The sequence below is a fragment of the Embleya sp. NPDC020630 genome (genome assembly GCF_044334985.1).
Classification (GTDB): domain Bacteria; phylum Actinomycetota; class Actinomycetes; order Streptomycetales; family Streptomycetaceae; genus Embleya.
The window spans coordinates 1020313-1033075 of sequence record NZ_JBIRUB010000001.1 but is presented as its reverse complement, the minus strand read 5'-3'; the positions used below and the strand labels follow the sequence as shown (position 1 = coordinate 1033075).

9 protein-coding genes and 3 tRNA genes are annotated in these 12763 nt (G+C 72.3%); 7 read left to right on the top strand and 5 right to left on the bottom strand.

All coding sequences use genetic code 11. The features are described 5' to 3' along the window. Positions 1–28: 28 nt before the first annotated feature. Positions 29–562 (bottom strand): NADPH-dependent FMN reductase, encoded by a 534-nt coding sequence (gene ssuE, locus ACH4XV_RS04200; protein WP_395786712.1) that lies wholly within the window; start codon positions 560–562, stop codon positions 29–31. Between the two features lie 830 nt (positions 563–1392). Here ssuE and ACH4XV_RS04195 point away from each other — a divergent pair. The 6 genes from ACH4XV_RS04195 to ACH4XV_RS04170 all read left to right on the top strand — a co-directional run bounded on the left by ACH4XV_RS04195 (position 1393) and on the right by ACH4XV_RS04170 (position 8128). Beyond that, positions 1393–1557 carry a hypothetical protein gene (locus ACH4XV_RS04195; RefSeq protein WP_395786711.1) on the top strand — a complete coding sequence of 55 codons (165 nt, stop codon included), beginning with the start codon at positions 1393–1395 and terminating at the stop codon, positions 1555–1557. A gap of 308 nt (positions 1558–1865) precedes the next feature. After that, the gene (locus ACH4XV_RS04190) at positions 1866–3836 is read left to right on the top strand and encodes an FAD/NAD(P)-binding protein (RefSeq protein ID WP_395786710.1); all 1971 of its coding nucleotides are present in this window, start codon (positions 1866–1868) and stop codon (positions 3834–3836) included. Further along, positions 3833–4732 carry a glutathione S-transferase C-terminal domain-containing protein gene (locus ACH4XV_RS04185; RefSeq protein ID WP_395786709.1) on the top strand — a complete coding sequence of 300 codons (900 nt, stop codon included), beginning with the start codon at positions 3833–3835 and terminating at the stop codon, positions 4730–4732. Before ACH4XV_RS04190 ends, ACH4XV_RS04185 begins: the two co-directional genes overlap by 4 nt. A gap of 357 nt (positions 4733–5089) precedes the next feature. Continuing rightward, positions 5090–5160, top strand: a tRNA-Cys gene (locus tag ACH4XV_RS04180). Between the two features lie 9 nt (positions 5161–5169). Continuing rightward, a tRNA-Cys gene (locus ACH4XV_RS04175) sits at positions 5170–5240 on the top strand. A gap of 446 nt (positions 5241–5686) precedes the next feature. Further along, complete coding sequence (locus ACH4XV_RS04170; RefSeq protein WP_395786708.1) at positions 5687–8128, top strand: endonuclease/exonuclease/phosphatase family protein; 2442 nt, start codon at positions 5687–5689, stop codon at positions 8126–8128. Positions 8129–8252: 124 nt separating this feature from the next. On the opposite strand, the gene ACH4XV_RS04165 is transcribed toward ACH4XV_RS04170, so the two are convergent. The 4 genes from ACH4XV_RS04165 to ACH4XV_RS04150 all read right to left on the bottom strand — a co-directional run bounded on the left by ACH4XV_RS04165 (position 8253) and on the right by ACH4XV_RS04150 (position 12499). Further along, positions 8253–9503, bottom strand: coding sequence for a M28 family peptidase (locus tag ACH4XV_RS04165; protein ID WP_395786707.1), 1251 nt, complete (start codon positions 9501–9503; stop codon positions 8253–8255). 123 nt (positions 9504–9626) lie between these two features. Continuing rightward, complete coding sequence (locus tag ACH4XV_RS04160; RefSeq protein WP_395786706.1) at positions 9627–10571, bottom strand: DMT family transporter; 945 nt, start codon at positions 10569–10571, stop codon at positions 9627–9629. A 37-nt stretch (positions 10572–10608) separates the two neighbouring features. After that, entirely contained in the window at positions 10609–11412 is an 804-nt protein-coding gene (locus ACH4XV_RS04155) for a helix-turn-helix domain-containing protein (protein ID WP_395787052.1), read from the bottom strand. 139 nt (positions 11413–11551) lie between these two features. After that, on the bottom strand, positions 11552–12499 hold the full coding sequence (locus tag ACH4XV_RS04150) for a hypothetical protein (protein ID WP_395786705.1): 948 nt from the start codon (positions 12497–12499) through the stop codon (positions 11552–11554). Positions 12500–12640: 141 nt separating this feature from the next. Between ACH4XV_RS04150 and ACH4XV_RS04145 the strand changes: the two genes are divergently transcribed. Continuing rightward, a tRNA-Pro gene (locus ACH4XV_RS04145) sits at positions 12641–12714 on the top strand. Positions 12715–12763 lie beyond the last annotated feature (49 nt).

Here is a 12763-nt window from a genome sequence, read left to right as displayed (position 1 = left end):
GGCGGGGCGGGGCGCCGAGCGGCGCGGATCAGGCGACGGCGGCGGGGCGGCGCAGCCGGGCGGAGAACGCGTCGGCGAGTTCCTCCAGCGGCGCCACGCCCTCGGCTTCGATCCCGCCGGCGGCGGTGACGAAACGTTCGTGTACGAACCAGCCCTGGGCGACATGGTCGGCGCCGAGCGAGGTCAGCACCGGGCGCAGCGCGTAGTCGAGGGCCAGGACGTGTGCGGGGGTGCCGCCGGTGAGGACCGGAAGGATCTCCTTGCCGCGCAGGGCGAATTGGGGGAGCACGTCGAGGAACGTCTTCAGGACGCCGCTGTAGGCGGCCTTGTAGACGGGGCTGGCGATGACGAGGGCGTCGGCGGCGGCGACCTGGGCGAGGGCCGCGCGCAGGTCGGGGTCGGCGAAGTCGGCGTACAGGAGGGCCTGGGCGGGCAGGTCGCGCACGGCGAGGGTGGACACGTCGTGCCCGTCGGCGGCCAGCCGGGCGGCGACGTGGCGGGCGACGGCGCCGGTGCGGGAGGTCGCGGAGGGGCTGCCCCATACGGTCAGGACGGTTGCCATGGGATTACCTCGGTTCGGGTGGTTCTGGGGTGGAGGTGGGTGCGGATGGGGCGCTTGGTCGTGGGAGGCGGGGCCGGGCACCGGTGTGCGGCGTCAGGGTGCGGCGGTGCCCTGGGTGGAGCGAGGAGTGCGCGGCGGTCGGTCGGGCCGTGGGCGGCCGTCCGTCCCCGGGTGGCGACTCGTGCGCCATTTCCGTCCGACACCCGGGCGTTCGCCGCCGATCGGCCGCCGAAGCGGGGGCCGTGGCGGGTCTACGGGTCTACCGGTCTACCGTGCGCCTCGACGGCGCGCCGGGCGTGGCGGCGGTGGTGTGCGACGAGTCGATCGGGTGCGCCGATCCGGGACGATCCGGCGCCGGCCGCGCGGCCTCGGCCGCGTGCGCGTACCCCTGCTGCGGTCAGCGACAACAGGCGGCGCTGGTGACGCGCCCGAGGTCGATGTGGAGGCGGGCGGACAGCAGCCAACCGGCGGCGGACCTGACCGCCCCGTCGCTGCGTCGCGCGTGGTGCGCCACCGGGATCCCCTCGCTGGGCCGTGGCGGAATGCCACGGCGAGATGGTCCGGAACCTAACCCGCCGGGCGGTGCTCGGTCAATTGTCCGAAGCCGGCCGGGGTCGTCGGCATCGGGCCTTCGTCGGGCGGCCGGGCGGTGTCGGTGGGGTGCGGGGCGGCGCGTGCCGGGCTGCGGCCCGGGGCCTGCCGCGCCGTGGACCGGGCGCCTGCCGGGCTGCGGACTCGAGGGCTGCCGGGCTGCGGACCCACGGAATCCGAAGTGGGGGCCAAGCGGTGGTGGCCCTGCGGGTGTGGCCCCCTTCAGGTGCGCCGCCGACTTGGCGACGCCGACCGTGTTCCGCGTCTGCGACTACGTGTTCCAGGCACTTGAACTCGCCCTGTTCCCGGCGCATTTCGTGGCCTTCGAGAGCGCGACGACCAGGCGTTCGCGGCTGTTCGGCGTTGACAACTCGTCCGGCGGCTCCGTAGCGTCGACGTCGTGAGCCCCGACCTCTTCCTCGTGTCGTGCCGCCCCATCGACCTGTGTCGTGTGGCCGGCGGGCTGTGTCGTCCGCGCGGCTGACCTCGCCGCCGCGCTCCTCGGTATGACCGTGCGCCGCCGTTGGCGGTGCCGCCCCGAGGACTCCTGAGCTCCCGTCCGGGTTGCGCATCCGGCCTTGTGGCGCAAGGCCCCTCTCACCCGATTCCCACCGGATTCCCACCCGATCGAACCGCCGCCGCGTGACGTCCCTCGTCGGGACGTCGGCGCGCCGGTTCGTGTACTCCTGCTGTGCCCCACGAGGGGAGAGCCATGCCCGACCATCCGTCCGGCCGCCTCCGCCCCGTCGCCGTCTGCATCGTCGGCGCCGGTCCGGGCGGCGCGTCCGTGCTCGAACGCCTGTTGGCCAACGTGCCCGAACTCCTCTCCGACCGCCCGCTGCACATACACGTCGTCGACCCCTACCCACCGGGTGCGGGTCGGGTGTGGCGGCGGGCGCAGTCGCCACTGTTGTGGGCGAATTCGTTGGCCGCCGACATCACCCTGTTCACCGACGAGGCGTCCACGATCGAGGGGCCGATCCGGCCGGGGCCCTCGCTGGCCGAGTGGGCCGCGGACCGCGCCCGGGAGTTGGACGAGGGTCGCGGTTCCGACGAACTGGCGCCGTTCGCAGTCGAGTTGGCCGCCTGCACGCCGACGTCGTTTCCGTCCCGGCCGTTGCTGAGCGCCTACCTGGCCTGGTTCTTTCGGGCAGCGGTGGCGGGGGCGCCGGCGAACGTACGGGTGTTGGTGCACCAGACGGTAGTGGTGGACGTCACCGACGGACCGCGTCGCCAGCGGGTGCACCTGGCCGGGCGCAGGCCGCCGCTCCAGGTGGACGCGGTGATAATGGCCCAGGGTCATCTGGACGTCGAACCCTCGCCGGACGAGCGCGAGCAAATCAGGTTCGCCCGCCGGCACGGGCTTGCCTACATTCCGACGGGCTACACCGCCGACCTCGATCTGGACGCGCTGCGCCCCGGCGAGCCGGTACTGGTGCGCGGGATCGGGTTGGCCTTCGTCGATCTGATGGTGCGGCTCAGCCACGGACGCGGCGGTACGTTCCAGCGCGACGCGGAGGGCGTGTTGCACTACCGGCCGTCGGGGCGTGAGCCGCTGTTGTTGGCGGCGTCGCGGCGCGGGGTGCCGTACCGGTCCAAGACCGGCTATGCCTGGTCGGGCGAACGGCCGCCCCTCCCCCGGCACTTCACCGTGGATGCGGCGCGGGAGGCGGCGGACCTGTGGCCGTTGATCCTCCGGGAGTTGGCCGGCGCGCACTACCACCGACTGTTCACCGCGCACCGCGAGCGCACCACGATGGACTGGGCCGAGTTCGACGCGGAGTTCGAGGCGGCCGAGGATCCGGACGAGGTGGTCGCCCGCGCGGTGCCGGATCCGGCCGACCGGTTCGACCCGGAGCGGTTGGATCGGCCGGTACAGGGACGTCGGTTCGCCGACGAAGGCACGTTGCAGGACTGGATGTTCACGCACATCGAGGGCGACTTGGCCCGACGGCACGATTCCGGGTACAGCCAGGATCTGGCGGTGATACACGCGTTGTTGAGCGTGTACGGGGTGCTGCTCCGGCTCCAGGACGGGGGCGAGGGCGGTGCGCAGTCTTTGGCGCAACTGCCAAGGCTGCTCGGCTTCTTCAGCTACCTGGCCAGTGGTCCACCGGGGCCGCGTCTGGAGGAGATGTTGGCGTTGGCCCGGGCCGGCGTGGTGCGTTTCCTGGGCGAGGATGTGACGATCACCGCCGACGAGGAGGCGGGTGGGTGGTGGGCGTCGAGCCCGACGGTGCCGACGGCGCGGGTGCGGACCCGGGCGCTGGTGGAGGCCCGGTTGCCCGAGCCCTCGCTCGCCCGCACCCGGGATGCGCTGCTGCGCCGGCTGGCCGCGCGCGGCGACGCGGCGGCGGATCCGAGCGGGCGACTGGCGACCCGGGCCGGCGACCGCAGGTTGGTCGACGCGGGGGGCGCGGTACATCCGGACCGGTTCGCGGTGGGGCACGGCGTGGCGGGCGGTGCCGGGAGCGCGGGGTTCTCCCGGCCGCGCTTCGACGCACCGTCGTTCCGGGTCAACGACGCCTTGGCGCGGAACGTATTGGATCATGTACGCGCCGTCGATCCGACGGCGGATCAGGCGGTCGAGGGTGCCGCCGACCGGACCGGGGCACGGATCGGGAGGCGGACCGGTGCGCCGAGCGGCGATCGGTTGGAACTCGTGACAGGAGCAAGTCAGTGACCACACAACTCGGTTATGCGAGTCCCGTCGACGTCGACCGCTACGGAACGTACAGCGTGACGAACCCGGAGTATCCGTTCGTCGGTGCGATCGGTGACGCCGAGTTCCCGGCGGAGGCCGGGCGATATCACGTGTACCTGGCGCACGGTTGCCCCTGGGCGCACATCGTCGCGATCGTCCGACATGCGCGCGGTCTCACCGGGATCGTCGGCGCCTCGTACGTGGACGAGGAACGCGACGCCCGGGGCTGGGCGTTCCGGGAGCGGTTCGGCCCGGATCCGGTGAACGGGTTCACCCTGCTGCGGGAGGCGTACGAGGCGACCGTGCCCGGGTACACGGGGCACATCTCGGTGCCGACGTTGTGGGATCGACAGACGCAGCGGATCGTGTCCAACGCCTACGACTCGATCCCGAACGATCTCGCCGTCGCCTTCCCGGAGTCGGTCGGCGAGCAGGCCGCGGACCTGTATCCGGAGGATCTGCGCGAGGCGATCGACATCACCGACACCGACTTCGCCACCGCCGCGCGCAAGGGTGGCCTGTGGACGTCCGAGGAGGGCGAGACGATCCACACCCTGGAGCGCTCGGACGCGCATCTGGCGGACAAGCGCTACCTGTTCGGGGATCGGCTGACCATCTCGGATGTCCGGTTCTGGGTGAAGCTGGTGCGCTTCACCGAGACCTACCGGGCGGCGATCGCCGAGGACGGGCGCACGCTGGTGGACTACCCCCACCTGTGGGGATACGCGCGTGACCTGTACAGCCGGCCGGAGTTCCGGGAGACCACGGATCTCGCGGTGCTGGCGGAGAGCCGGCGGCGGCGATTCCCCGAGTCGCCGGCGTCGCCGACCGCCGCGCAGTGGGCGTCGGCGCACGATCGGGCCGCGTTGGGGTGAGCCGGGCGGTGAGCCGGACAGGGCGTCGAATGGCACGTCGAACTCGCGGAGTTCGTGGAGTTCGTCGAGTTCACGGAGTTCGTGGAATTCACGGAGTTCGTGGAGTTCGCCGGGCCGGCTTCGGTCGGGTCGGTGTCGGTCCTGTGGGAGCTGCGCACGTCGGGACGCGTGCGTGACGGGGATCCCGAGGTGCGGGACCGGTTCGAGGATGCGTCGCCGGACGGAGGGGGCCGGCGGCGCAGCCCCGGAGGGTCCGGGCGATCCGGAGCGGAGGGACGACGGATCGCCCGGACGGGGGCAACGGCGTCAGGTGGCAACGAGGTTGGGGAGCAACGAGGACTGAGAGAACAAAGGCCTGGTGGAGTGGCCGAGAGGTTAGGCAGCGGCCTGCAAAGCCGTTCACGCGGGTTCGAATCCCGTCTCCACCTCGTAGTCCCGATGGAGTGGCCGAGAGGCAAGGCAGCGGTCCGCAAAACCGTGTACGCGGGTTCGAATCCCGCCTCCATCTCCGAAGCGGCGCGCGCGTGCGTCGCGCAGAGGTTGATACATGCCGGCTGCTACGCGCTGCGTGCTGTGCGGTGCGTGGCTCGGTACTTGGGGCGCGTGGCTTGGCGCGTGGCGCGGGGCGCGTGGCGCGGGGCTTGGCGCGTGGCGCGGGGCGCGGGGCTTGGCGCGTGGCGCGGGGCTTGGCGCGTGGCGCGGGGCGCGTGGCTTGGCGCGTGGTGCTTCGTTGCGTGAAGGCCGACGGGCCCGAAAGGGGTCGGGCGGAAAAGATTCGGACGCCGGGTGAACCTTGGCCCCCTTCGGGCCGCCCAAACGATGGACGCCGTTCACCCGGAGTCCGGAGAATGTCCCGAACCTGTCCCTTTCCCACTTCGGAGGCTCTGGGTGACATTCCGTCAGCAATCGTCTCGACGACGATCCGCGTCGGGGTCGAGGCGCCGGATCGGTGTCGTGGCCACGACCGTGGCCGGCGCCCTCGCCGGCACCGCGCTCGTCGTCGCGCCCGCTCCGGCCGTCGCGGCGCCGGCCGTGGACGTACTGCTCGCCGAGGTGTACGGCGGTGGCGGCAACAGCGGCGCGACCCTGACCAACGACTTCGTCGAGTTGGCCAACAAGGGTTCGGCCGCGGTCGCGGTCGACGGTTGGAGCGTGCAGTACCTCCCGGCCGCGCCCAAGCCGACCTCGACCTGGCAGGTCACCGCGCTGACCGGCTCGGTGGCGCCGGGCGGCCGGTACCTGATCGGCGAGGCCAAGGGCACCGGCGGCACCGTCGCGCTGCCCGCCTCGGACGCGGCGGGCTCGATCAACATGTCCGGGACGGCCGGCACCGTCGCCCTGGTCCGCGGCACCGCCGCGCTCACGTGCCTGACCGCCGCCGACTGCCTCGCGGACGGCCGGGTCGTGGACGTGGTCGGCTATGGCGACGCGGTGGTCCGCGAGGGCACCCCGGCCGCCGCCACCACGAACTCGACGTCGGCGGCTCGCACTTCGGCGCTCGCGGACACCGACGACAACGGCGCCGACTTCGCGGCGGGCGCGCCGACGCCGCTCAACGCGCACGGGCAGGGTCCGACCGACCCGGGCGGCGGCGAGCCGGAGCCGACCAGTGCGCGGATCCACGACATCCAGGGCACCACGCGGGTGTCGCCGAAGAAGGGCGCGCGGGTGACGAGCGTGCCCGGTGTGGTCACCGGGGTTCGCGGTTTCGGTTCCGCGCGCGGCTTTTGGTTCCAGGACACCCAGGCGGACGACGATCCCCGCACATCCGAGGGGCTGTTCGTGTTCACCGGTTCGGTGACGCCGAAGGTCGCGGTCGGCGACGCGGTGAAGGTGACCGGTCGGGTCGACGAGTTCTACCCGGGCGGCGCGGACATCGGTGGCCAGTCGTTGACCCAACTCGCCGACGCCACCTGGGTGATCGACGCGTCCGGTCAGGCGCTGCCCGCCCCCGTGCTGCTCGACGCGGCCTCCGTACCGGATGCGTACGTGCCCGTCGGGGTGCCGTCGATCGAGGCGCTGCCGCTGGAGCCGAGGAAGTACGCGCTGGACCTGTACGAGTCGCTCGAAGGCCAATTGACGCGCGTAGCCGACTCGCGTGTGGTCGGCCCGAGCAACACGCACGGCGAGTTGTGGGTCACCGTCGAGCCGACACAGAACCCGACCGCGCAGGGCGGCTCGCTGTACGCCGGCTACGACGCGCAGAACAGCGGTCGGATCAAGGTCTCCTCGCTGATCCCGTTCTCCCAGGAGCCGTTCCCTCAGGCGAACGTCGGCGACACGCTCACCGGCGAGACCACGGGCCCGCTCACCTACGACCAGTTCGGGGGGTACACGCTGGCCGCGACGACCCTGGGCAAGGTAGCCAAGGGCACGTTGACGCCGGAGACCACGCGGGATCAGAAGAACTCCGAACTCGCGGTCGCCACCTACAACGTGGAGAACCTCTCCCCCAAGGACCCGCAGGCCAAGTTCGACCGCCTCGCGAAGGGCATCGTCACCAACCTCTCCACGCCCGACGTGGTGGCCCTGGAGGAGATCCAGGACAACAGCGGGCCCACCAACGACGGTGTGGTGGCCGCGAATCAGACCCTGGACCAGTTGGTCGCGGCGATCAAGGCCGCGGGCGGGCCCGCCTATTCGTGGCGTTCGATCGAACCGGTCGACGGCAAGGACGGCGGCCAGCCGGGCGGGAACATCCGCACCGCGTTCCTGTTCGACGCTACGCGCGTGGAGTTCGTGGACCGTCCCGGCGGCGGCTCGACCAGCGCGGTGGGCGTGCGCAAGGACTGGCTCGGGCGTACCCAACTGACCCAGTCTCCGGGCCGGGTGGCGCCGACGGACGCGGCATGGGACAACAGCCGCAAGCCGCTCGCAGGCGAGTTCCGCTTCCGCGGCAAGACCGTGTTCGTGATCGCGAACCACTTCGCCTCCAAGGGCGGCGACCAGGCGCTGGACAGCCGATTCCAGCCGCCGACGCGCGGTTCCGAGGTGCAGCGGGTCGCGCAGGCGAAGGTGCTGCGCGGCTTCGTGGACGAACTGCTCCGCTCCGACCCCCGGGCGAACCTGGTGCTCCTGGGCGACCTGAACGACTTCGCGTTCTCCCCGACGCTGAAGACGCTCACGGACGGCGGGGCGCTGCGCACGATGGTCGACACGCTGCCGGCGAACGAGCGATGGGGGTATGTGTTCAACGGCAACAGCCAGATGCTCGACCACATCTTGACCAGCCCTCGGCTCAGCCGGTTCGAGTACGACATCGTGCACGTGAACGCGGCGTTCGCGGACCAGGCGAGCGATCACGATCCGCAGGTGCTGCGCGTGCATCCGAGTACGGGCAACGACTTCCTGGACCGGCTGGAGCGGTTGTGGGAGGAGTTGTTCGAGCGTTCGTAGTCGGAACTTCGAGGTGATGGTGCGTCGACTCGCGCCCGGTGTCGGTGGTTTCGGCATCGGGCGCGAGGCGTGTGCGGGGGCGAGGCGGGTGTGTGGCGAGGCGTCTGCGTATGCGGGTCGGTGCCTATTCGGGCCGCTCCGGCGCCAGCGCCCGGGCGGCGGCTTCGGCCAGGGCGCAGGCGTCGGCGACGCAGTCGTAGTCGACGTGTTCGGGCAGGTCGGTGTGCAGGTGGTAGTGCGGGATCAGCTTCTGGTCGTCGATGGAGACCAGCGTCGCGGTGGGGTAACCGTGCCGGTTGGGCACCACGCCGTCGGTGGAGCTGCGTGAGCGCAGGCCGGTCAGGACCTTGATGTCGTTGCGGGTGGCGCACTCGGAGAGCAGGTTGTTGAACGGGACGTCGTAGGGCTCCATGCGCAACGGGCCCTCGGCTTCGAGGAGTACGAGGTTTCCGGAGCCGACGGTGTCGACGTTCAGGAACCAGGTGCGTTCGCGGTCCAGGTCGGGGAAGTGTCGGCGGGCGAAGCCGCGGATGCCCTCCTGCAGGGCCTCCTCGGCACCGGCCGAGACGAGCAACACCCGCACGCCGTGGACGGGTTCGTCGCGCAGTGTGCGGGCGAGGGCGACCAGTACGGCCACCCCGGACAGGTTGTCGTTGGCGCCGGGGACCGCGCGGCTGCGGCCGATCTGGGTGAATGCGGCGGTGCACAGGGCGGCGAGCCCGATCCCGGCGCGGCGCAGGCTCTTGGCGCCGGTGGCCGAGCCGAGCGCGATCAGGGCGGGGCCGGCGACGACCGGCCACCACAGCGGCGGGTTCTCGCTCACCCGGTCGAGCAGGTGCGGGTAGCGGGTGGCGAACCAGCGTGCGGCTCGTTCGTCGAACACCGCGCCGGTGGGCGCCGCGTCGTGGTGGGCGGTCACCACGAGGGTGCGTGGCGCGTCCGGTTCGCCGACGGAGGCCACCACGTTGTGGGCGCTGCGCCGGCGACCGCCGAGGGCCCTGCGGGCGTATTGGCGGCGGTAGGAGATGTCGTCCGCGATGCCCACGGTGGCGGCGGCCGCGACCGCCGTCGCGGCGAGGCGGGAGCGGCCTGCGAGCAGACCGGCGGCGGTGGCCAGGGCGGTGAGGGTGCCGATCGGGCGCGCGTAGGAGGTGTACGCCGGCTCTTCCTCGACCGCGGCGTCGGTCGCGCCCAGCGTGCGCAGCAGTTCGGCTATCCGGTGCGCGGCCTCCCGCTCGCCGGCCGAGGTGGGCAGCCGTTCGATCTCGGCCAACGGCTCGATCACGGCGCGTAGTTCGGCTTCGGTGGGCCGGCGTGAGCGGTGCCTTCGGCCGGTGCCGCTCGGGCGCGGATCGGTTCCCCCATGGCTCGTCATCCCGCCACGATGCCACGCGGGGTCGGGCGGTGTCCGAGGGGAACGGGTGTTTGTTACCGATGGGTTGTGATGGGGCGAGGGCTTCCGGGGACGAGGGCAGGCGCGCCTTCCACCGACCGGGGGTCAGCTGCTCTGCGGCGAGGCGTCCATGGCCCCGGGCAGTTCGTCGGTCGCGGCCGTCGCCTCGGCCGTCTCGCTCTCCCCGGCGACCGGCGCGGCGTTCTTGCGGGTGGCCAGTACCGCCCCGCCCAGGATCAGGATGAACGACGCGCCGATCGCGAGGGTGAACGTCTCGTCCAGGATCAGCACGCCGGCCGCCACCGCGACCGCCGGGTTGACGTACGTGATGACCGTGGCGCGGGCCGCGCCGACCTCGCGGACCAGTTCGAAGAAGATCACCATCGCGATCGCCGTGCACACCAGGGCCAGTACGCCGATCGCGCCGAGCGCCTTGCCGCCCGGCACGTGCGCGGGCCACTGCACGGCGGCGAGCGGTGTGTACACCAGCGCGGTGAAGCCGAGGCAGACCACGGTCATCGGCAGGCTCGGCACGTCCTTGAGCCGGCGCTCGGCCACCAGCGCCGCGCCCGCGTAGCACAGGGCCGTGGCCAATACCTCGACCGCCGCCCAGGGGTCGCCGCCGCCCAGCGTGGGCCCGGCCAGTACCGCGACCCCGCCGAACCCGATCACGAGCCCGGCCCACCGCACCGGCCCCATGCGCTCGGTGCCGCCGGTCAGGTAGACCAGTACCGCCCCGAAGATCGGCACGGACGCGATCAGCAGCCCGGTGGTCGAGCTGGACAGCCGCCGCTCGGCGTCCGAGAGCATCCACCACGGCCCGACGAACTCGGTCACCGCGAACACGAGCAGCGGCCACTTGTACGGGCCCAGCCCTCGCATCCCCCCGCCGCGCAGCGCGAACGGCAGCAACAACAGGGCGCCGAGCCCGGTGCGCGCGAACACCAGCACGCCCGGCGACACCTCGTCCACCGCGACCTTGATCAGCAGATACGGGATCCCCCAGATCACGCACATGCACGCGAACAACAACGCTCCACGACGACTCACGGCCGTGTCCCCTCAATCTCTGGATCGAAGAGGATGATCAACCACGCGGGGCCGATCGGTCTAGAACGTTGTTGCACAGCACGCCGTGGCGCAGCACGCTGCTGCGGTAGCCGGCGGGCGTGACGCCCAGTACGCGGCGAAACCAGCGGCCCAGATGCGCCTGGTCCGCGAAGCCGACGGCCAGGGCGGCCCCGGCGGGCGTCATCCCGCGGGCCAGGAGCTCCTGGGCGCGGGCGACGCGGTGCTGGGCGAGCCAGGCGTACGGGGGCAGGCCCGCCACGTCGCGGAAGGCGCGCAGGGTCTGGTAGCGGGACAGGCCGATCCCGGCCGCCAGCTCGCTCAGCGACGGCGGCTCGACGAGTTGGTCGGCCAGCCGTTCCCGGACGGCGCGGGCCACCCGGGCGGCGTCCGGCGAGGTGCGGCGGCGCGCCTGTTCGCGGACCGCGTGTCGGCCGACGAGGGCGCGCAGCACCTCCACGAGCCGGGACTCGCCCTCGAAGGCGTCACCGCCGGTGGTCAGGTGCACGTGTACGGCGACCATCTCGGCGGCGAGCGCCGGGTCGGCGACGATCAGCGACGGGAAGTGCGGCGCGGGGCCGCCGGGCAGGTCCTCGCCGACCAAGGTGCTGGACGGGTAGAAGACCCGGTAGGCGTACCCCTCGGGGATGCCCGGCCCGCCGGTGTGCGTCTCGCCCGGCTCGGCGACGACCACGGCGCCGGGGCCGGAGCGGTGTACGGCGCCTCGGTAGTTGATCTGCTCGATGCCCTCGACGCAGACGCCGATCGCGTACTCCTCGTGCGCGTGCGGGGCGTAGCGGTGCCGTCGGAAGCGGGCGGTCATCAGGTCCAGGGGCGCGTCCTGGACGCCGTGTACGCGGGTCCACACGGCGCGGTCCACGGCGGCGGGGCCGAGGACGTCGCCGCCGCCTCGGCCCGCGCGTCGCGCCCCGGGGTCGGGGCGTCGCGCCCCGGGGTCGGGCTCACCACTCATGTCGGTTCGCTCTCAGATATCCGTGGACGGCCCGGCCGGGCACGATGGGGTCGAACCACTCCTCCGGGCCGGGGTCCGACAGGCGCGGCTCGACGGTCTCGGGGTCGTCGGAGGCCGCGTCGCTGAAGGTCACGAAGGCGGCCTCGACGTCGTCGTCGTACAGCCCTTGCCGCTCCAGCAGCGACGCCGCCTGATCGACCAGCAACCGCAGCGCCATCTCCTCGGCGAAGCAGCCGGGCGGCGCCCACTCGGTGCCGGCGAGCCGCCCGGTGACGGTGACCGCGGCGACCACGAAGCGGCGGACGAACCCCTCCTCGGTCAGCGGCAACGCGTCGAGGACGAAGAACGAGGCGCCGTCCTCCTCGCGCAGATTGACGAGGTCGGTGAACAGGAGGTCGATCAGCACCCCGACGGAGGCGGCGACGGCGCCCGCCGCGAGTCGCGCCTTCTCCTCCGGCACGTCGGGCTGCGCGGTGTCGGGCTCACACCCGAACGCGTCGAGCCCGAACGCCCGCACCCCCGCGGCCTGCCGCTCGATCCGCAGCCGCTCCTCCGGCATCGGCCGCCGCGCCCGCATGGTCGGATCCTCCGCGGGCGCGTCCGGCCCCCCGGCGGCCAGCAAACTCTCGTACACGAGCTCGTCGTGCAGCTGCACCTCGCTCCGCACCACCCGCCAATCCGCGAGCAACACGCTGGCCTCCAACACCGCGAGCACGATCTGCCGAGCCGTCCGCTCGGCCGCCTCCAGTGTCGGCGCGTCCACCGACAACAACACCCCGGCCCCATCCGACCGCGGCGTGACCCGATGGTCCACCAGATCCACCCCGACCCCGTCCGCCTCCTCGAACCCCTCCACGGCATCGAGCCCGTCACTCAGCAACGCCCCGACCCCGAGCCGCTGGAGTTCATCCAGATCGGGATAGGTCTCGAGGGGCACGACATCGACATTCACCGGATAAGCCACCCGAAGATCTTCCCGGACCCACGCCCCTTCCCCACCCCCGACACCACCGAACAACCACGTGGCGGACCACCCCCCCAAGTGCGATATGGTTTCCGTGTTCGGCCAACCGAACACCGGGACGTGGCGCAGCTTGGTAGCGCACTTGACTGGGGGTCAAGGGGTCGCAGGTTCAAATCCTGTCGTCCCGACGGTGTTCAAGAGGCGCTGACAGGGGCAAAAGCCCAGGTCAGCGCCTCT

What these genes read in the sequence shown, in the direction of transcription:
- ssuE (WP_395786712.1), bottom strand. Translation starts at nt 562, where the DNA reads ATGGCAACCGTCCTGACCGTATGGGGCAGCCCCTCCGCGACCTCCCGC.
- ACH4XV_RS04190 (WP_395786710.1), top strand. Translation starts at nt 1,866, where the DNA reads ATGCCCGACCATCCGTCCGGCCGCCTCCGCCCCGTCGCCGTCTGCATC.
- ACH4XV_RS04165 (WP_395786707.1), bottom strand. Translation starts at nt 9,503, where the DNA reads ATGACGAGCCATGGGGGAACCGATCCGCGCCCGAGCGGCACCGGCCGA.
- ACH4XV_RS04155 (WP_395787052.1), bottom strand. Translation starts at nt 11,412, where the DNA reads ATGACCGCCCGCTTCCGACGGCACCGCTACGCCCCGCACGCGCACGAG.